At 44.3% G+C, this 21,062-nt stretch carries 15 protein-coding genes; 11 read left to right on the plus strand and 4 right to left on the minus strand.

From position 1 onward, the window contains the following. The first annotated feature begins 5 nt into the window (after positions 1-5). On the plus strand, positions 6-593 hold the full coding sequence (locus AAEO50_RS02825; RefSeq protein ID WP_341980190.1) for a CBO0543 family protein: 588 nt from the start codon (positions 6-8) through the stop codon (positions 591-593). Between the two features lie 566 nt (positions 594-1,159). Here AAEO50_RS02825 and AAEO50_RS02830 read toward each other — a convergent pair. The 3 genes from AAEO50_RS02830 to AAEO50_RS02840 all read right to left on the minus strand — a co-directional run bounded on the left by AAEO50_RS02830 (position 1,160) and on the right by AAEO50_RS02840 (position 5,144). Beyond that, positions 1,160-2,434 (minus strand): PucR family transcriptional regulator, encoded by a 1,275-nt coding sequence (locus AAEO50_RS02830; RefSeq protein WP_341980192.1) that lies wholly within the window; start codon positions 2,432-2,434, stop codon positions 1,160-1,162. 112 nt (positions 2,435-2,546) lie between these two features. Then, the gene (gene pruA / locus AAEO50_RS02835; protein WP_341980194.1) at positions 2,547-4,178 is read right to left on the minus strand and encodes an L-glutamate gamma-semialdehyde dehydrogenase; all 1,632 of its coding nucleotides are present in this window, start codon (positions 4,176-4,178) and stop codon (positions 2,547-2,549) included. A gap of 48 nt (positions 4,179-4,226) precedes the next feature. After that, positions 4,227-5,144, minus strand: a complete 918-nt coding sequence (locus tag AAEO50_RS02840; RefSeq protein ID WP_341980196.1) for a proline dehydrogenase — start codon at positions 5,142-5,144, stop codon at positions 4,227-4,229. Positions 5,145-5,608: 464 nt separating this feature from the next. Here AAEO50_RS02840 and AAEO50_RS02845 point away from each other — a divergent pair, with 464 nt between their 5' ends. From AAEO50_RS02845 to AAEO50_RS02880, 8 genes are all read left to right on the plus strand, one after another. Further along, the gene (locus AAEO50_RS02845) at positions 5,609-5,881 is read left to right on the plus strand and encodes a heterocycloanthracin/sonorensin family bacteriocin (protein ID WP_425383140.1); all 273 of its coding nucleotides are present in this window, start codon (positions 5,609-5,611) and stop codon (positions 5,879-5,881) included. Positions 5,882-6,183: 302 nt separating this feature from the next. Then, positions 6,184-8,094 (plus strand): putative thiazole-containing bacteriocin maturation protein, encoded by a 1,911-nt coding sequence (locus tag AAEO50_RS02850; RefSeq protein ID WP_341980198.1) that lies wholly within the window; start codon positions 6,184-6,186, stop codon positions 8,092-8,094. Next, complete coding sequence (locus AAEO50_RS02855; protein ID WP_341980201.1) at positions 8,091-10,037, plus strand: TOMM precursor leader peptide-binding protein; 1,947 nt, start codon at positions 8,091-8,093, stop codon at positions 10,035-10,037. The genes AAEO50_RS02850 and AAEO50_RS02855 overlap by 4 nt, the downstream gene beginning before the upstream one ends. Before the next feature lie 24 nt (positions 10,038-10,061). After that, positions 10,062-11,636 (plus strand): SagB family peptide dehydrogenase, encoded by a 1,575-nt coding sequence (locus AAEO50_RS02860; RefSeq protein WP_341980203.1) that lies wholly within the window; start codon positions 10,062-10,064, stop codon positions 11,634-11,636. A 745-nt stretch (positions 11,637-12,381) separates the two neighbouring features. Beyond that, complete coding sequence (locus AAEO50_RS02865; protein ID WP_341980205.1) at positions 12,382-13,554, plus strand: processed acidic surface protein; 1,173 nt, start codon at positions 12,382-12,384, stop codon at positions 13,552-13,554. 6 nt (positions 13,555-13,560) lie between these two features. Beyond that, entirely contained in the window at positions 13,561-14,196 is a 636-nt protein-coding gene (locus AAEO50_RS02870) for a class D sortase (protein WP_341980207.1), read from the plus strand. A gap of 735 nt (positions 14,197-14,931) precedes the next feature. Continuing rightward, the gene (locus AAEO50_RS02875) at positions 14,932-16,170 is read left to right on the plus strand and encodes a dicarboxylate/amino acid:cation symporter (protein ID WP_341980209.1); all 1,239 of its coding nucleotides are present in this window, start codon (positions 14,932-14,934) and stop codon (positions 16,168-16,170) included. 303 nt (positions 16,171-16,473) lie between these two features. After that, positions 16,474-17,298 carry an aminoglycoside adenylyltransferase domain-containing protein gene (locus AAEO50_RS02880; protein WP_341980211.1) on the plus strand — a complete coding sequence of 275 codons (825 nt, stop codon included), beginning with the start codon at positions 16,474-16,476 and terminating at the stop codon, positions 17,296-17,298. Between the two features lie 181 nt (positions 17,299-17,479). On the opposite strand, the gene AAEO50_RS02885 is transcribed toward AAEO50_RS02880, so the two are convergent. Beyond that, a complete protein-coding gene (locus AAEO50_RS02885; protein WP_341980213.1) occupies positions 17,480-18,361 on the minus strand; it encodes an aminoglycoside phosphotransferase family protein in 882 nt (293 codons plus the stop codon). A gap of 140 nt (positions 18,362-18,501) precedes the next feature. Here AAEO50_RS02885 and AAEO50_RS02890 point away from each other — a divergent pair, with 140 nt between their 5' ends. Further along, positions 18,502-19,149 carry an HAD family hydrolase gene (locus tag AAEO50_RS02890; protein ID WP_341980215.1) on the plus strand — a complete coding sequence of 216 codons (648 nt, stop codon included), beginning with the start codon at positions 18,502-18,504 and terminating at the stop codon, positions 19,147-19,149. 854 nt (positions 19,150-20,003) lie between these two features. Further along, positions 20,004-20,852, plus strand: a complete 849-nt coding sequence (locus AAEO50_RS02895; RefSeq protein ID WP_341980217.1) for a diaminopimelate epimerase — start codon at positions 20,004-20,006, stop codon at positions 20,850-20,852. Positions 20,853-21,062 lie beyond the last annotated feature (210 nt).

The raw sequence follows: 21,062 nt of genomic DNA on the forward strand, positions 1-21,062 counted from the left end.
GGTATATGTTGATTACTAAGGAGCAGGGAAAGCGGCTAAAAGAGTTACTGGATGTAGAAGAAAAGTTAAACACCTTGTGGGTGGACTACTGGAAAGACTTTTCAGGATTTGATACAGGCCCATTCTGGGTCATTATTTTGATGCTCGTTGCACCTCTTGTTCTCACTTATTTTAAAATAGATCGAACAAAGGCTTTTCACATTGGATTTTACGGGTTCAATATACATACATGGTTTACTTATTCGGATGCGATTGCAACCAGGACAGGCCATGTATATTATCCGTTTCAGGTGATACCGGTTTTGCCCCTCAACTTTGCCTTGGATGCATCCCTTGTCCCTGTCACCTTCATGCTGGTATATCAGTGGTGTATCAATCACAATAAGAATGTATTCCTTTATGGTGTATTAACGTGTGCTTTCTTCGCTTTCTTTTTCAAACCTGTCATGGCTGCATGGGAATTTATCAAGCTGGATAAAGGAATGAATTTCTTTTATCTCTTTCTCAATTATCTGGGTATTTTAATTATGGCGATTGTCATCACCAAGGTATTTATATATTTAAAACATCATCCAAAAAAGAAGCCGGCTTGATTGAAAATAGCAGGGCAATGGATCTCTGAGGGAAATAGAGCCTTAAACCATTTTGGTTTTAAGGCTCTTATTTTTGAGTGAGGCATTTAAAACGGGGCCCGGGCCGGAGATTTGGTTATTTTTGTTAATTTCAGCATAAAACGAAATTAGTCAGCATAAATCTTGAAAAGTCAGCATAAACTCATTTTTTTCAGCATAAATCGTAGAAATTCAGCATAAATCCTGAAAAGTCAGCATAAATCAAAATGGAACCCGGTTCTTAGGACTGATGCAAGCCGCGGAGGCGGTTTTGATGGCTTCCAGTCAAACGTTTCAAGCCATTTCTTTAAAAATACAAGCCACTTTCCTAATTTGCGTGCCACTTTTTGAAAATACGATCCACTTTCCGAAAATACAAGCCACTTTTCCGATTTATCGACAACTTGTCGAAAAATCTTTGGGAAACAAAGGGAAAAAGAGGCCGGTTGGCTGCCTGAAGAAGCCTATTTGAAGCCCATTTGAAGCCCATAAGAATGGGGACGGTTCTCACTCTGCCCAAAATAGAGCAGGATGAGAACCGTCCCCGGTTAACCAATCCCCTTCAAAGCCTCTTTATAACGCTGATAATATGCTTCCACATTATTCAACAGCAGTAATTCAGTATACAGGTATACTTTCATATTGAAGTTATTGAAATCAATGGTCGTAAGCTCTTGTATTTTTTTGATTCGATAATTTAAGGTGTTCGGATGGATGAACAATTCATTGGCGGTCTGTTTGCCCTTTCCGTCATTCTTCAAATAGACTTCAAGAGTTCTGAGCAGGTCTGTCTGTTTCTTGACATCATTCTTGATCAAGGACAATAAGTCATCGCTGTAATAGTCCTTTGAGGTGTTTTTTTCATAGAGGGCAGGCAGGTACCGGTAAATGCCCAATTGTGCGAATTCCCGCGGCATCGATTCAGGGCGCGGGCTGATGAAGTTTGCGGTCTCGATGACCTCTGACGCTTCCAGGAAGCTTTTCCTCATTTGATATAAGGTGGTGTATTCTTTTCCGACCCCGATCAAGAAGTTATAAAATTGTTCTTCGCCTGTTTGTTCTTTGACCTTTCTGACCAAATCCCTGGCTAATTCCAGCGAAGAAAATGGTTTATCCTCTTTGCCGTAGAGTACGAGGATCACTTGGTATTCGGTTTTCAACGTATAAATGGTTGTATTGAAGGTGAATTCTTGAACGAGCTTCTCAAGATGGTCGAGCATCGGTTTATATTGTGGTGATGTGATTGAATAAACGGCTACAGTGAAGCGTTCCGGCAATGTCAGTTTGACGAGGGATGCATCATGGCGCAGCTGGCTTTCGCTTCCGTATTCATGCTGCAGGAGATGCCACAATACCTCTTCTTTTTTGTCTTTTCTGAAGTTTGCCTTTGCGTAAATGTCATTGATCAGGTTTCCAAGGTGAGGGGAGATGTCTTCAAGGAAAGCAAGTTCTTCACTTTGGAGAAGACGGCCGGATTCCTGGACCCAGATATACCCTATCGTATTCCCAAGATACTTTGCGGCAATGACGACACGCTGGTGGAACCCCAGCTCTTCCATGGGTTGAACCCGGATCGGATTCGATTGTTTCTCGAGTCGGTGGACGATGCCTTCTTTTTTCAGCCGGTCGATGATGAAGATCGGACATTTTTTCGTGAGGATCGTCTTTTGCTGTGTTTGATCGAATTTATCGAAAGAGGAACTGTAAGAAATCAATTCAAAATTTTTGTTTTCGATGATCACGGGGTTGCCTAATTTTGAACTGATCAATTCCGTTGCTTTATGGATGTCTTCTGCTTGGAGGATTAAGTCTTTTAATTCCATAGGGATCTTACCTTTCCACGAGAGTTATTACCCCTATTATAGCGTTAAATTTTTGAATGAAAAGAAAAAGCCCCCCCATGATGGGAGAGCTTTTGTCATAAGAAGCTTATTCTTATTCTTCATCCATAAATGGATAGGCAATTTCTGTAGTCGGAGCAAAGTTTTCTTTGATGATACGAGGACTAGTCCAGCGAATCATGTTGAATACAGAACCTGCTTTATCGTTTGTACCAGAACCGCGGGAACCGCCGAATGGCTGCTGGTTGATTACGGCACCTGTTGGTTTGTCATTGATATAGAAGTTACCCGCTGCACCGGATAGGCGGCGCTCAAGGTGCATGATGGCTTCACGGTCTTGTGCGAAGATCGCGCCTGTCAATGCATACATGGACGCTGTATCGACTGCCGTCAATGTGTCTTCCAGTTGATCATTTTCATATACATAAATCGTTAATACTGGTCCGAAGATTTCTTCTGTCATTGTTTTAAAATTCGGATTTGTTGTCACAATGATTGTCGGTTGAACGAAATAGCCTTTAGAATCATCATACGTGCCGCCGGCAATGATTTCTGCTTCCTCGGAATCTGCCGCATAGTCGATGTAGCTTGTGATGGAATCAAAAGCCGGTTTATCGATGACTGCCCCCATGAAGTTCCTGAAGTCGCGGACATCCCCAACTTTAAGCTTAGCCGTTTCTTCAACTACACCAGCTTTCACTTCTTCCCACATGCTTGCAGGGATGTAAGCACGGGAGGCTGCCGAACATTTTTGACCCTGATATTCAAAGGCTCCGCGGACAAGTGCAGCGACCACTTTGTCAGCCTGCGCCGTTTCGTGGGCGAATACAAAGTCTTTTCCGCCCGTTTCCCCGACCAGACGAGGGTATGATTTGTAGTTCATGATGTTTTCCCCAACGTTTTTCCAGATGGTCTGGAACACACTTGTTGATCCGGTAAAGTGGAATCCGGACATACGAGGGTCCGTCAATACTACTTCCGATACTTGTGAGCCGCGGGAAGGGACGAAGTTGATGACCCCTTTAGGCAATCCTGCTTCTTCTAAAATACGCATGAAGTAGTAGTTTGATAGTACAGAAGTTGACGCCGGTTTCCAAACGACTACGTTCCCCATGATGGCAGGAGCAGATGGCAGGTTCCCTCCGATGGCTGTGAAGTTGAATGGGGAGATCGCCAATACGAAACCATCCAATGGACGGTATTCCAAACGGTTCCAGATATTTTTCATGCTGTCCGGCTGCATTTGATAGATTTGGTTCGCATAATCGACGCCAAAGCGCAGGAAGTCTGCTAATTCTTGTGCAGCATCAATTTCAGTTTGATAAGCTGTTTTGGATTGACCTAACATCGTGGCCGCATTGATGACATCACGGTACGGGCCGGAGATCAAATCAGCCGCTTTCAGGAAAATGGATGCACGGTGCTGCCATGGCATGTTGGCCCATGATTCTTTTGCAGCCAACGCAGCTTCGACAGCATCACGCAGCTCTTTTTCACCAGCTAGCGAGAAGTTAGCCAGTACATGTTGATGATCATGCGGCATGACCACTTGCTTCACTGTATCCGTTTTGATATTTTCTCCGTTGATGATCACAGGGATATCGACTACGGTATCGGATTGGCGCTTTAATTCTGCCTTTAATGTTTCTCTTTCTTTTGTACCTGGGGCGTATGTATTACCAGGCTCATTTTTAGGTGTTGGGATATTGAAAACTCCGTTACTCATTCTTTTCACGTTCCTTCCTTAAATTGTATTATCTACAAACTTATAAAACTACTTGCTTAAAATTCCCTTCAAGGCAAATGCGATATTTGCAGGCCGTTCCGCCAGCCGTCTCATGAAATACCCGTACCAATCCTCCCCGTAAGGCAGGTAAATACGGACGTTATATCCTTTTTTCACGAGATCGGACTGCAGTTGATTTCTCATTCCATAAAGCATCTGAAACTCGAAGCGGTCTTTCGGGATGTTGTGTTCTTTCACTAAACCGATGGTGTAATCGATCATCGCTTCGTCATGGCTTGCCACGGCGGTATAATGACCGTTCAAAAGTTGCTTTTTAATAAGATGTTTCAGATTCTCATCCACTTTTTGCTTTTCCGGGAAAGCATCTCTGCTTGCTTCTTTATATGCACCCTTTACAAGCCGCAAATATGGAGAGAACGGATGGAGGTCGTCGACATCCTGATCCGATCGATAGAGATAGGACTGGATGACCGTCCCCACGTTTTCGTACTTCTTCCGAAGCGTTTTGTAAACATCGAGGATGGCAGGACACCTGGATGAATCCTCCATATCGAGGGTCACCGTGATTCCATACTGCTTTGCCTTGGATAAAATCAATTCCATATGTTCCAAGACAAGGTCGCGGCTGATGTCCAATCCCAGGGATGTCAGTTTCACAGACATTTCAGAGTCCAGCTGATGATGAGCAATTGCCTTTATACTCTCGATACACTCGCGAACATGTTCACGTGCATCATCCACACAATCAACAAATTCACCAAGGTGATCGACTGTCACCTGGAATCCTTCCTCGTTCAATTGAGTGATCAATGGAATGGCCTGTGAAAAGGTTTGGCCTCCAATAATCTTGTTAGCCCCGAATTTCGTTCCCCAGCGTTTGGCCATTCGATCCAATGCCTTATTGTAAGAAAGATACAAGAAAAAGCGCTTACTTATGAATTCCAAGACTACCACACTCCTTGTATTGACATTGTTTCCCCTCAGTACAGGGTGACTAAACGGAAAATCGTTAAACTATTTCCTCTGTTAAGAAAATTATAACGACAATGGCTGATATGAAACAACGTGTTCCAACCACAATAATTTTACTGCTGATTTATGGTTTAGTCACAAAAGGGGATGGTCAGTAGGATGGGAACGGTCCCTAGATTAAGGTTCATAGCTGAAGTAAAAGAATTACCGGCTATCATATAAAAGAGTTTAATCTCAGGAGTGTTTTTGTGTTCTATGTTAAATGGTGTCCCGCTAAATTAGGCTTTTACATCAGTAACAATACCTATCAAGATGACATAAATTGTTTGGGAGTGTTCACATTTATAGTGAGCATTTACCAGGATTATAGAAAAAAGTTCAATTGTTTTGTTCCTTAGATGAGAGCCATTGGGTAATTTATTTGGGAGGTAGTGAAGATGATGAATAATTTTCACCATGAACTTCAAGGTCTGAATGTAGGTGATTTCCAGGCAACACAGCCTGTTTCCTGGGATCAACATATGTATGATCCAAATGACGAGCGGCTGTTCCTGGGATTCGGAGGCTGTTTTGGATTTGGTTTTTCATGCTTCTTCAGCTGTTTTGGCTGCGGTGGATGTTTCCGTTGCGGAGGCTGTGGCAGATGCGGACGCTGTGGCGGATGCGGCAGATGCGGTGGCTGCGGCAGATGCGGCCGCTGCGGGCGTTAAGCAGCTTTTAGAATATAGTGTTCAGAGGGACCCCTGTATGATTCAGTACAGGGGTCTTTATTTATTATAGGAAAGCAGATCTCTAATTGGAGAAATGGCCAGCTCCAGCGCCTAGCCCCTCGAGACGTTTCGGTCCACCCAATGAAGTCAAAGAGCGACTGCACCGGTTGGACCTGAAGCGTTTGTCGGGGCTGAACAAGGCGCTTGCGCTTTTCTTTATACATAAAGGACAAATTGAGATTCATAAGATGGTAATGACGGTCACCAAACAATTTAAAGGTAGCGGGGGAAGGAGGAGCGATATGGAAAAATTGGACCCTTCTATGCGCTTAAAAGTAAAGAGGGATACGTTTTACCTCCCAGAGCCGAACAGCGGTGTTTATTTTAGGAATAACCAATGCTCTTTCCGGATGGAAGGAAGCGGGATCGATCAGTGGGTTGAGAAGCTGCTGCCGATGTTCAATGGGGAGTACTCGCTTGATTATTTGACGAACGGACTGCCTGGTCCTTATAAAAACAGGGTGATGGAAATCGCGGAGGTTCTGCACGCGAATGGATTTGTGCGGGATGTAAGCAGGGACCTGCCGCACCAGCTGCCCCAACATGCAGTGAAAAAATTCGCGTCCCAAATCGAGTTTGTGGATAGTTTGGCAGATTCGGGGGCATCGAGGTTTGAAGCCTACCGCCATTCAAATGTCCTGGCAGTGGGATCGGGTCCTTTTCTGACTTCAATGGTTTCATCTCTGATTGAATCTGGAATGGCAAAGCTGCAGGTGCTCATTACCGATGAGTTGCCTACTAATAGAGGAAGGCTGTTGAAGCTGGTCGACCAAGCCCGTGAAACAGATCCGGAGGTTGATCTCCAGGAAGTCGGATTCAGTGAAGACGGATGGCGGGAGACCGTGAAGCCTTTCGATTCGATTTTATATATGACTCAACAAGAAAACCTAGAGGAATTGGAGCTGCTTCAAGCCATTTGCAGGAAGGATAAGAAGCTGTTTGTTCCTGCAATTTGCCACAAGCAGAAAGGCATTGCCGGGCCGATCATCCATCCTGATTCCGAGTCTGGCTGGGAATCTGCATGGAGCCGCATACACGCTAGTGCATTAAGAAAAGAAAATCAGTACCCTGCTGACTCGGCAATCCCTGGAGCGATGCTTGCGAATATGATTGTCTTTGAATTGTTTAAAGAGGTAACAGGAGTGACAAAGGCTAATCAGAGAAATCGGATCTTTTTGCTCGATACAGAAACACTTGAAGGAAGCTGGCATTCCTTTTTACCACATCCGCTGGAGAAAGGAAATGCAGCAGCTGAAGCTGTTCACAATCTTGAAACGCGGCTGGAACAGGGTTCAGAAAGAATAGACAGGGAAAAAATGCTGTATTTCTTCAGTCTGCTGACGTCAAAAGAGACCGGGATTTTTCATGTGTGGGAGGAAGGAGATACGTTGCAGCTGCCGCTTGCTCAATGCCGCGTCCAGCCGGTCGATGTATTGTCTGAGGGACTGGCTGAGCTGCTGGATGAGTTCATTTGCAGCGGCTTGACCCATGAAGAGGCACGACGGGAAGCCGGGTTAAGAGGAATAGAGGAATACGCTTCAAGGTTGGGACGTTCGATTATTCCTCATGGGGCAGATGAATGTATGGCCGTCGGAGCGGGGGCGACGTTTGCGGAATGTGTGGGGCGCGGTCTTCAGAAGTGTTTGACGGAAGGGCTTAGAAAAAGAGAGTCGGTTCGAAATTGTACCATTTCCCGTCTTCAATTAGATGCGGTTGAGGATGAAAGATGCCATTTTTATATAAAGTCACTGACCACGATGCAAGGTGAGCCGGAAGTCGGAATGGGTGAAGATGTGGCCGGTTTTCCTGTTGTCTATGTGCGGGGGGGAAATGGGTGGTATGGAAATGCAGGATTGACCCTTACGATGGCGCTGCGAAACTCTCTGCAGCACGCACTTTTTTATGCTCAGAACGATACGGATGCGTTCGACGCAAATCCCGTTGCCGCAGTGATAGAGGAAGGTAGTGCGGAGAGAATCACCATTTCTGGCTGTGAAGACAGGATTCAGCCTGAAGGCCTGAAAGAAGCAATTGAAACCTTGAAAAGGAATCAGAAGCAGTTAACGGTGTATGAACTGGATATGGAACCCGTGTTTAAACAGGAGCTCGAAGGCGTGTTTGCTGTGATGCTGCGAGAGGAGGAAATGCAATGAGTTCTTTCGTGGTGATTGTGGGAGAAGGGATACTTGCGGACCGTGTATGTGCGCAAATATCAGCCCGGTATCCCGTGTTCAGGCAGAGCAGTTTTGAAAAAAGATTCCCTGTACGGACGGACTTGGTGCTGGCACTGGATGATGCGTGGAATCCGGCTGTTCATCAACAGGCAGAAGAAGTGATGAGGGAGGCTGAGGTACCGTGGCTGAGGGGCTTTGTTTCGTTCGGGGAAGGTGTCATCGGGCCTCTCGTTGATCCAAACACCCCGGGATGCTCTCAATGCGCGGATCTGCGGCGGCTCCTTGGAGGAAAGGAACGTCATGAGATGCGGGAGGTACAGGGGAAACTGGCTGAAGACGGTGGGATAACGAGGGACCCGTGGGCGTCGAATACCGGTTTAGGGCACATGGCTCACATCATCGCGGCAGAAGCTGACAGGTTCCTACAGGGAGAAAAGGCACACTCGGAAGGGCAGGTATGTTTAACCGAATTGAAAGCCTTGAACAGCTCCTGGCACCCCTTCGTCCCCGATTCGTTATGCGGGGTTTGCAGCCGGATTCCGGACGATTCGCCTGAATTAGCCCGGGTTTCCCTTCAGCCGAGCCCGAAAATCGATAAGGGAAGTTTCCGCTGTACTCCCCTGGGCGAGCTGAAAAAAGTTCTGGTAAAAGACTATCTGGATAACCGGACCGGACTTTTTAACAGTAAAATGTATGACCTGGTGACGCCATTTGCGGATGCGAGTGTGAATATGCCGATGTTCTCCGGGGATGAAGGGACGGCCGGACGGACACAAGTCTACTCGGACAGCGAGCTAACTGCCATTCTTGAAGGGTTGGAGCGTCACTGCGGTCTGCAGCCGCGCGGAAAGCGGACAGTCGTCCATGAGAGCTACCGGAATGTGAAGGATCATGCCCTTGATCCAGTGAAGGTCGGCGTGCACACCGATGAACAGTACGCCATGCCAGGATTTCCATTTGCGAAGTTCGATGGGGACAGGGCGATTGACTGGGTGTGGGGTTATTCACTCATCGAAGAACGGCCGATTCTCGTCCCTGAACTCCTTAGCTATTACAGTCTGGGCTGCGGCTCATCCGGATTTGTCTATGAAACGTCCAATGGCTGTGCACTTGGAGGAAGCAGGGAGGAAGCGATTTTTTACGGAATCATGGAGGTCGTGGAACGGGATTCGTTCTTGTTGACCTGGTATGCAGAGCTCAACCTGCCGCGTCTTGATCCTTCTGCAGCTGATGACGAGGAACTGGAGTTGATGATAGAGCGGATGCGGACGGTCGCAGGGTATGATCTCTATTTGTATAATTCCACGATGGAGCACGGAATTCCAAGTGTCTTCGCGATGGCAAAAAACAGGAAGGATGAAGGATTGAATCTGATCCTTGCGGCTGGTGCCCATCTGGATCCTGTAAGAGCGGCAAAAAGCGCGATTCAGGAGATTGCCGGGATGATGCTGAATCTTGATGAAAAATTGGAGAAGAACAAGGCGAAATACGAAAAAATGCTGTACGACGATTCACTCGTAACGCAGATGGATGATCATGGCATGCTGTATGGATTGCCGCAGGCCGAGGAACGATTAGGGTTTTTACTGAATGACAGCCGGCCTTTGCGGAGTTTTCGGGAAGAGTTCAAAAGGACGTCCGAACACACCGATCTTACGGATGACCTGAAAGATATTCTTGCAGCACTTCGAAGCCGGAATCTTGATGTCATTGTCGTCGACCAGACCGCGCCGGAACTTGAGAAGAACGGCCTGCACTGCGTGAAAGTCTTGATTCCCGGCATGCTGCCGATGACATTCGGGCACCATCTCACCCGCCTGACAGGACTTGACCGGGTCCTTAACGTCCCTGCGGAACTGGGCTATGCCGACCGGCCGTTGACATTCGAGGAGCTCAATCAAAAACCGCATCCGTTTCCTTAGGATACTGGGGAGGTGAGGAGGAGGATGAGTCTGGAAGAATTTCTGCACAATCTGCAATTTAATATCGAGCGCGCCAATCAGCCGAACTGGGAAGCGGACTGGGAGGATGCGCCACTTCCCTATAAGCTGTACCGGGGACTGCCCGTTGTGCCATTGTCTCTTGAAGTACCGCTGTCACTCACCGGGAGCCGGCCGCCATTAAAGCCTGATTTAGAAAGGATCGGTCATTTTCTCTGGTATGTGTACGGCATCACCGGAGTAAGCCAGTCGGTGGATGGGGATGATCCCGGGGAAGAGGAGTCTTACCCCATCCACTCCTACCGGCGGTTTGCTCCATCCGGAGGGGCGCTCTATCCGAATGAACTATATATCTATTTAAAATTGGACGATTTACCCAATGGAATCTACCATTATGATGCCGCCCGCCACCGCCTCGATTTACTCCGGGAAGGGAATTTCGATTCGTACGTAGAACGGGCACTCGGCAATCGCTGCGACATCTCCTCCTGTTTCGGCACAGCCTTTGTCTCCACACGTTTTTGGAAAAACTTTTTTAAATACAATAACTTTTCCTATCGTCTGCAGGGCCTGGATGCCGGCGTCCTGATGGGCCAGCTGCTGGAAACGGCCAAGCGGTTTGGATTCGAGTCAGGGGTGTATGTTCAGTTTCTGGATTCAGCGGTCAACCATTTGCTTGGACTGGATGAGGAAGAGGAGAATGTTTATTCCGTTATCCCGCTTTCGGCTGCTGTAACGAATTGGACTGGAACCGGGAGGGGGGCGGAAGGTGAATGCACCGCTGAGGAATTATGCGGGGAGCTGCCCGCCATTTTTGCAGAACACTGTGAACGGTCTGAAAAGATTAGAGAGTTTCCTATGTTACTGGCGGTGAATGAAGCTTCTAAAATAGATTGTACAGGTGATTTCCGGAAACTCGGAAGCCGATCGGGGGAAAGAAGAGGAAAAGAAATACATCTTCCTGAAGTCGAGACCCTGGCGTATGATTTTGCTTCGGCATGCAAAAACCGCTACTCGCCGGAAATGGATTTTGCGATGGGTAAGGTCAGTCAGGAGGCGCTGGCGTCTTTATTGAAGGGAGCAACCCAGTCATACTCTTTTCGAAGTGACATAGACGATGTTTATAACGACAGAGAACCCCGTGTTTCGATTCTCGGCTGTTTGTATAATGTAGAAGGCATACCAAATGGCGCATACGAATATGACGGCAGACGCCATTTATTGCGGGAGATCGACACAGGGGATTACCGCCTGCAGCTGCAATCAGGTCTGTCACTTGATAACGTGAATTTGCTTCAGGTGCCGCTGTGCCTTCATATCATCGGGAACAAAGAGTACGATAAAGACACGTTGGGATACAGAGGGTATAGGATCATGCAGATGGAAGCCGGGATGCTTGTACAGCGTTTGCTTTTGCTATCGTCTGCCGTGGGGTTTGGCGGACATCCGCTGCTTGGGTTTGATACAACGTTGACGGATCGGATTTATAAACTGGAGTCACAGGGTCGGACCACCTTGATTCAACTGCCGATCGGGCCTTTTCGGGAGCGGGGGTGGATGAGGGGGAGTTTGTTGAGTTAGGGTAGACCACGTATAGACCACTGTAGACCACGGGGACAGGTACGGTGGCTTTTGGGGCCGGGGTACCTGTCCCCGTGGATTTCGAAGTAGAGTGGGGACGGTTCCCGCTCTACTTTTTATTTTCATTAGCAAAATCATTACCAGCTGCGGTCTAAAAGGGGAGCCGTCTCCGTTCGGATTTGGGTATTTTTGTAAAAATAAGCATAAAATGAAATAATTCAGCATAAAACTCAAAAAGTCAGCATAAACTCATTTTTTTCAGCATAAGCCCAAATAATTCAGCATAAATCCTGAAAAGTGAGCATAATTCGTAATGGAACCCCGGGTCTAAGGGGAGATGTGAGCCGCGGAGACAGTTCTTATAGCTGCCAATCATCTGATTCAAGCCAATTTGTGCTTTTTTCAGTCCACTTTTAAAAAATACGATCCACTTTTCCAATTTACAGTCCACTTTTGAAAAATACGATCCACTTTTCCAAGTTATCAACCAACTTGTCGAAAAATCTTTAATAACCGTTTCGGCCAGTACCCGAGTGCGGTAAAGCTATAGCCTGCAAGGGGGCCGGTCCTAAATCTCAGTAATCTATATATGCAAAAATTAATTAGTTTTTCATAGTAAAAGAGCTGCTTTTTTTTAAGGCAGCTCTTTTATGATTTTATAGAAAAAAATACCTATTTCCAAATTCCCCCTATCAGATTATACTATTCTAGATATTAAATACATAAACCTATTGGGGGATAAGTGATGAAGCGTTTACTTTCGCTAGTTTTGGTATTGGTTTTGGGCTTGGGATTTTTACCGGGAATGACGTACGCCGTCGAGCCTAATGAACCAGATTTTGAAGAGTTCTTAAAGAATATTGGGTGGGACAAGCAGGATTATATCGATTTTCTTGAAAGTAAAGAATGGTATTTGGAAGATTATGAGTCTGTGGAAGATTTAGGTACGCCACTTTCGGAAGAATCTATTCAGCTGGTACTACAGGAATTCGACCTGAGTCGTGATGAGTTGAATCAACTTTTAGTTGAATATGGAGATATAGAAGAGGGACAGGATGTGTTGGAAGGCACATGGATCATTTTTTCTGAAGAACTCCAAGAATATGTCGATTTTTATTTGAACGGTTGGGAAGGGACTCCGATTGATGAAGAGAACCTTATGCAGCTATTAAATGATTTTGGTTTTGACTCAAAGGAAGCGCTGGAGCAATTTTTAAAAGAAAATGACGATTCCATTGAAAACTATGAATATATTGAAGATCTTGAGCTCGCTGTTGATATCTATGTAAACGGTGAAGCAAATTTAGACGAAGTGTATGGACTCTTCACGGAAATCGGCCTGACGGATGAGGAACTTGAGAAGCTGTTTGCTCATTTTGAAACTCTTGCTATTGAAGATCCTGCTTTCCTGGATCAATTAATCGAGCTAAGCGAAAGAATGATGGTGTTTGAAGAATTTGATACCGCTGAAGAACTGACAGCTGAACAAATCGCAGAGCTTTTCGATATCTTTAATGACATGCTTGATCTCTTCCAGTTAGATACTAAGTATTACCTTGTGAAAGATGATGAAAAGCAAGTCATATCTTTTGAAACTCTGATGACAATGGACACTGCAAATGGGTATGATCTGTTAATGGAACTATACAATAAGCAAGGGGAGTTTCTTGCTGATCTGCTGCTGACGGCAGACATGTTTGGTTCTGATCTCATTCAGGAGACCGGAAAGGATATTAAGCAAGCAAAGGAAATTGTAACGGCTGATACTCCAAATGGATCGAAGCCATTAGTTAAAACAGTTAAAGGCGGCAAGCTTCCAAAGACAGCTTCTGACTATGTCGGCAATACTTTGGTGGGATTTGCATTTGTTTTAGTGGGTGCTCTCTTATTCAGGCGCTTTAGCGTCAGAGGACATTAAACTCAAATGAGAAAGATCAAACGCAGCAAGCGTCTGGTACCCCTTTTGTTGTCTGTTAGTTTCATTGTATTTGGAGCATGGTTTGCCGGGACGAATGCTTATACCTTCTTAAAAGGGTATCTGCTCTATAAAACAGGACAAGTAAATGCTGAAGATTATACAACAAAGCCTGAGTCGAAAGAGAAGGAACAAGAGAAGGAACAAGAGGAGGTCCCCCTTTATGCCGAGCGCCCTGAAAAGGGAGAAAATATTGGTGAGCTCATCATCCCGAAGCTTGAGGCAAAGCTGCCGATCTTTCACGGGACACATGAAGATGAGTTGGATAAAGGAGTGGGACATTTCGCCGGCAGTGTTCTGCCTGGTGAGGAAGATAATACAGTCCTGTCAGGTCATCGTGATACTGTCTTTCGTCAGATGGGTGAGGTGGGGATTGGCGACCTGCTTGTTGTGCAAACATCTGCGGGGGAATTTACGTACAAAGTAAAAAAAGTACGCATCGTTGACAAGGAGGACAGGACAGTCATTGTCCCAAAACCAAGGGCGACCCTGACTGTTTCCACATGCTACCCGTTTAATTTTATCGGGGCATCACCAGAGCGTTATATCCTTGTAGCAGATCTGATTGCGTCAAATAAAGAATGAACTGTTTCCCGAATAATGGAAATCCCTGAAAAGGTCCATTATTCGGTTTTTTTGTATTGGGCATTCTTTATCTGGGTGACTGATCTTTCTTTGTTTTAAGTAGAAGGGGGACTTATTTTAAAGCATTGGAGAGTCGCTTCCCAATTGGAAATACAAGGGTCATCCTTTGTCGGGGATAATTGGTTATATTTGTAAAAGTCAGCATATAATGAAATAATTCAGCATAAATCTCTAAAAGTCAGCATAACCTCATTTTTTTCAGCATAAATCCAAATAATTCAGCATAAATCCTGAAAAGTGAGCATAATTCGTAATGGAACCCTGGTCTAAGGGGAGATGTGAGCCGCGGAGACAGTTCTTATAGCTGCCAATCATCTGATTCAGCCAATTTGTGCCTTTTTCAGTCCACTTTTGAAAAATACGATCCATTTTTCGCATTAACAATCCACTTTTCCAATTTATCAACCAACTTGTCGAAAAATCTTTGATTTTGGGCTATACCTACGAGGCGGAGAAACTTTGGTTTACGGGGAATCAGTTCCCAATTCGAGGATTGTTTACTGTTAAGCAGAGTGTGGACGGTTCCCGCTCTATTTTGTTGCTGGACGGACGGACTCACCTTAATAGTAGAATAAGAGCCGTCCCTAACTCCCCCGATTAACCAAAAGATCCGCCCTTCACCTATATTAAGTGATATAATAAGTCTCTAATAAACTAGTAAAGGCGTAGATGAAAATGAAATACATATGGAAGCAATATATGAAAGTGCCATTTGTTTTGAAGATGTCTGTCGGCTTCCTTCTAGGGATTGCCGTCGGTTTGATTTTTAAAGCGGATGCTGAGATCCTGAAGCCATTCGGAACCGTGCTGATTCATCTTCTTAGTTTGATTGCGATTCCGGTTATTTTTCTTACGGTGGTGCAGGCGGTGAACAAGATGAGTGTCACGCAGTTAGGCCGGATGGGATGGAAGCTGATTCTCTATTATACGGCGACGACGGCTGCTGCTGTGTTCATCGGTCTTGGACTGGCCTTTTTGTTCAATCCTGGGGTGAATTTATCATTGCCTGATGCTCAGGTGGAAGAGCCGAAAACACCACACTTCTCGGATGTTTTACTTCAAATCATCCCGGATAACCTGTTTCAGGCTTTCGCAGGGGGAGACACCCTCGCGATCATGTTTCTTGCCGTGATCATGGGGATCGCGATTTCATGGATGAAGTTTTCTGCAGACAAAACGATGAAGGAGTATGGGAACCTTCTTGATAAGGTGTTTGCTGCCTTCAACGAAATGTTCTATATCCTTCTAAAAGGGGTCCTTGCTTACGCGCCGTTTGGTGTGTTTGCCATAAGTGCAGCCACATTCGGTCAGCAGGGATGGGAAACGATTCAATCTCTTGCGGGGTTCGTAGGAGTCTTTTATGTGGGGATCATCCTGCTTTGGTTAGTCGTTTATACAGGGTTTTTGAAGTCGTCAGGGCAGCCGGTGCTCAGCTTCTTCAAGAGTACGAAAGAAGCGTATAGTACCGCCTTTTTCACCTCAAGCAGCATTGCGTCCTTGCCGGTTGCCATACAATCGGCAAAGAAGGCAGGGATCTCTGAGAAGACGGCGAATTTTGCCCTTCCGCTCGGGGCCATCTTCAATTCAGACGGAGGGGCATTACGGATGGGTGTGTCCATCGTATTTGCGGCAAACGTGACAAACTTACAGCTTTCGGTCACGGATCTTCTGATGATCGTTCTGGTAGGGACTCTTCTCTCCATCGGAACCTCAGGGGTTCCTGCTGCGGGGCTCGTCACTTTATCAGCAGTGTTGACGATGTTCGGTTTACCACTCGAGATCGTAGCACTCATTGCCGGTGTCGATGCCCTCATTGGAATGGGCGGGACGGCTTCCAACGTGATCGGCGATATCGTCGGGGCTGCAGTTGTGGATGAACCTGAAGAAGAGAAAGTGGAAGTAGCAACGGTATAAAACGTAAAACGAATAGGGACGGCCCTCTCTTTTTTAAAATAGAAAAGGAAGAGAGGGCCGTCCCTTGTTTATTAAGACACACAAATTATGACCGGTCCTTCTAATATGAGATGGTCCTCATTAATTCGTTATCAAACTAGCAACCGTAATGCTGCATTTGGGAATACAACCAACCAATAGGAAATTTATGTTAAAATATAAGCGAGCCAAACTCTTTTATCATGATCATGGGCATAATATATTTAACCCTTTACATATTAAATCTAAAGATATTATGGATACACTAGAGATTTGGAAATTTATATGGGAGAAGATGAAATGGGGCATATTCCTAAAAAAATCAATGAATTGTTAGGTACATACTTTGATTCCCTTGAATTGAAAGCACCCAATTTACTTGAGGGTTACTATCTTTATGGTTCTGCATCATTAGGTGCATTTAAGTATGGGGTTAGTGATATAGATTTTATTGCAGTAATTAACCGGAAGTTAACCGACATAGATGTAAATATTCTAAAAGAGATTCATAAGAATATGCAAAGAAAATACCCAAAAGCAAGTTTAGACGGTTTTTATATAACTGAAAATGATTTGGTTTCTTTAAATTCAGGCAGTATTTCAGGTGTATATTTTAATGATGGAAAATTTAATGGATATAAAGAGTTCTGTAAAAACTCAATAGATGCTTATCAATTAAAGAAATATGGAATTACAATTAAGGGGCAAAACATAGAAGAACACTTCTATTCAATAGATTGGAATATCTTAATTAATAATATGAAAAATAATCTTAATACTTATTGGTTTGGCTGGTGGATTGGTTGTAAGAAATTCCCTTCATTTAATTACATAGGTTTACTATTTAGTATACACATGGTTGAGTGGGGGGTTTTAGGAGTTTCTCGTCTTTATTATACTTTTAATGAAAAGGATATTACATCTAAAGTTGGGGCGGGTGAATATGCATTAAAGGTGGTTCCTCAAAGGTGGCATAAGATTATTAATGAGTCTCTGAGGTTACGGAATGGAAACAAAAAGTCTTTATATAAATCTGTTTTCAAGAGACGAAAAGATGCATTAGACTATATTGAGTTTATGATTAAAAATTGTAATAATCTATTTCAATGATTACTGTTTTTTCAAGGGAGTCTTAACGGAAGAAGTTAGCATATCCTTAAAAACCCGGAGCCATCAGGTCCTGATTTGTAGATCTTTATTAATTTCTTAAGCAGGTCTAATTCATTTGCGAATTAGCCTGCTGTTTTCGATGTTATTTGTATTTTTCTCTTCCAAAACGGACGACTTACTCTTATAAAGCCTTTTTAATCTTTTTATAAAGAGTGTTAAGGCTCACTAAAGTACGTCTCTCCTGTTCATTCTCACCCAACTCTCTAAAAAGAAGAGTCAGCATAAGGCTCGTATCAAATTGGTAAAGCCACCTTGCCATTTCAGGCACTCGTTGAATTTCCTTGTCAAACTCGTGATATCCTTCTATAAATTCGCTGCTTAAGAAACCATATTCTTTAATTCTCATCAATTCCAGTACCGGATCGCCCGCCAAGGAATTTGTCCAATCAAAGATACCAGCAACCCTCTGGTTTCTGAATAGGATGTTTTCAGGGCGGATATCCATATGTAATAATCTGGATTTAGAAGGATAAGATTTGAATATTCCCTTTAGTTCTTCCTCATGTGGAAGTGAAAGTGATGAATTGAAAATCAATTTAAACTTTTTTACATTTTTGATCAGTCGTTCTGTTATCGCTTCGTGTGCATCACGCAGGAAAACAGGTGGAACTTCTATTTGATGCAGCTCTTTTACAAACCTCCCCATCTCCTTTAAGGGGGCTTCATTATTGCGATCACCAGAGACATACTCTTGAATCATGAAATCGACTTCTTCCCCTTTATGGAAGAGATAGATTGTAGGAGCGGGCAGGTGATGCTGATAGCAAAACGTCGTTAATTTATATTCTTTCTCAAGTCCTGCTCTCGAAGCACTTCTTTTTGTCTGATCCCTGCTCATTGTATCCCATGGTACTCTGATCACCACTTTGCCCCATTCAAGCGTCTGACCGATCAGAACACAATTTTCTACTCCTGAAGCAAATGGGTGAATGCTGACCAAACTGCATAGATGCTCACACTCTTTTGTAACTTCTCTTATAAAAACGTCTACTACCTTACTCATAGTTCTAATCCTAATCTCCCCTATCAGTTTGTGATACTATAATTATATAAAAGGAAACTATAACCTTTATTTCTTTTATTTTACAATAATATTATTTCAATGAATAATCCACAGTAGAAAATCTTATTTTAAGGCGGGATATGATGAAAGCGATTATTTTTGACTTTGACGGAACACTGGCTGATACGTTACCGGTTTGCTTCTATGCATTTCAATCTGTATTCAAGGAATTTGATGACATCGAAGTTACTTCCGATGAAATCAAGTCCATGTTTGGGCCATCAGAAACAGGCATTATTAAAGAAAATCTGAAGAATTCCAACTTTGATCAAGCAATTGATATGTATTATCAGAAATACAAAGAAAAGCATGCAGATTTGGTCAAGGCCAATGAAGAAATGAACGACTTGCTTCATTCATTAAAAAAACAAGGATACAAACTAGGGATTGTAACAGGTAAGGCAAGAAAAAGTCTTGTCATTTCACTGGATCATCTCGAAATGAATGAACTATTTGACGTCATCATTACCGGTGATGACGTGTCAATTCCGAAACCTCATCCCGAGGGATTGAAACAGGCATTGTCATTGCTTAACGTAACCAATGACGAAGCTCTATTTATAGGCGATAGTGATGCTGATATTAAAGCTGGTAAACAAGCAAACGTATGGACGGTCGGAGTCCAGTGGCTGCCGAATTACCAGACACAGGATTTTAGTGTTCAACCAGATCAAACATTTAATCGTGTAGGTGAATTCATTGAATCACTTGCAGGTGAACGTTCTTAATTCGATCACAGGTGTATCGTATGAAAGTCAGGTAAGAAAGGAAGCTGCCTTTTAGAAGAAGTGGGGTACCAATTTAATGGGATGCCAAATCGGGGTTCAATCGCAATAAAAGGAAGTGTCGATAATGAAAATGACTATTGGTATTTTTTTTAACTGTGCTAGTAGTATTGTCAGGAGCTTGCTCTAACTCTGATGAAAGTGTTAAACCAACTATGACATCGACAAATAAGGAAGATCAAAACACGGTCTCCGCTAGCGAATCAAGAACGGATGGTAATGAGTATAATTCCTCCTTTTCGGAAGAGTTGGAAGCCGGTTTATTTAGACATGCGGTTAACATGTCTAAAGAACTGATTAGTATCAGAGTGATTATTTTTTCATGAGTCAGTCTCCTTTTCAATGATTATCTAGCAGTTTACCGAAATGATTACAATTTGTAAATCATAATCATTACGTTTTACGAAAAATACTTGGTCTTCTTATAGGGAAGAAGTTGAGGGTGAAGCATGTGACATCTGCTCTATTTAGAATTGGTCAAGTCTGTCAATCTACCCGTTTTCCCTGCAAAAAGCGATTTATCCAAATAAAGAAGAGATTGACAGATACTTGGTAAGAGAATAGTATAAAACAGGTAAATCGTAATCATTACGTTTTATGCGCGTTCGAGTCTATGTGAGGAAGGCAGGTTCCATCTGGGAAAAGAAGTGGGACTATCAAAGGGCATCTGATCGCCTCCCACTTACTGAAAGCGAATTCTCGCAAGCAATGGAATGTAGGTTTTATCCAGATTACATTTTTTTTGGGTTGTAAATCGTAATGATTACGAATTAACCAATGAATTCAGAGGGATGTCAATGAAGCAGGAAGTCGATTTTGTTAAATTCAACCCGACTGAGAACATGACCGTCCTTGTGAAGACAGCACACGCTTTTGAAGATTACGGTCATATCGCCTCTAAGCTTATGTCTTATGACTGTGTGCATGCAGAGCAGGTGGGATTCATTAAGAAGCCCGGTGATGCTTGTGCGGATTCATCCTTATGGATGGCCGGAGGGGAATTCTGCGGGAATGCTTGCATGTCGTTGGCAGCGTTCATCGCTGCGGAGAGGGATATAGTTGACGGCCGCCAAATGGTCGTGAATGTGGAGGCTTCGGGGACGGAGTTGCTGGTCCGGTGTCAGGTCAGACGGGAAATGAACCGCTTCATCTGCCGGTTGGCGATGCCGCTGCCGGAACGCATCGAGAAACGGAAGAAGATTGAGGGACGTCCGTTTGCATGTACTGAGATCCACTATGCAGAGGCGGTTCATCTCATAATGGAAATCGATGAGGTTGATACAGCCATACGTCAGTATGCAGAAACGTTGGCGTTGACGGTCGGTGCGGGATATGAAGGGAAGCTTGTGGGAGTGATGATTTTCAAGCCTCAAACCGGGGAGCTTCTTCCACTCATCTATGTCCCGGAACTCGACAGCATGGTCTGGGAACGGGGATGTGGTTCTGGGACCGCTTCACTCGGTGTGTATCTTTCCTGGAAAAATAAAGGTGGTATTTCAGCCTTGATCAAACAGCCTGGCGGGATGATGAACGTGACCTGTGAGTGGGAAAACGGGTCCGTCACATCGGTTGACATTGAAGGGAACGTCGAAATCGTGGCGGAAGGAAAGGCGTATATTGATGGAGCTCTTCCTTCATTACCGTGAGTACACATTATACTTCATTCAACATTGGCAACTAGGGAATTGAAGGGGGTGGATGCCTGGCATATGTTGAGCCAGGCTCAAAAGGACTGATTTGAGCCAGGCACAAAAGGGGTGGTTTGAGCCAGGCACAAAAGGGGTGATTTGAGCCAGGCACAAAAGGGGTGATTTGAGCCAGGCACAAAAGGGGTGATTTGAGCCAGGCACAAAAGG

Source organism: Rossellomorea oryzaecorticis, assembly GCF_038405515.1.
Taxonomy (GTDB): Bacteria; Bacillota; Bacilli; order Bacillales; family Bacillaceae_B; genus Rossellomorea; species Rossellomorea oryzaecorticis_A.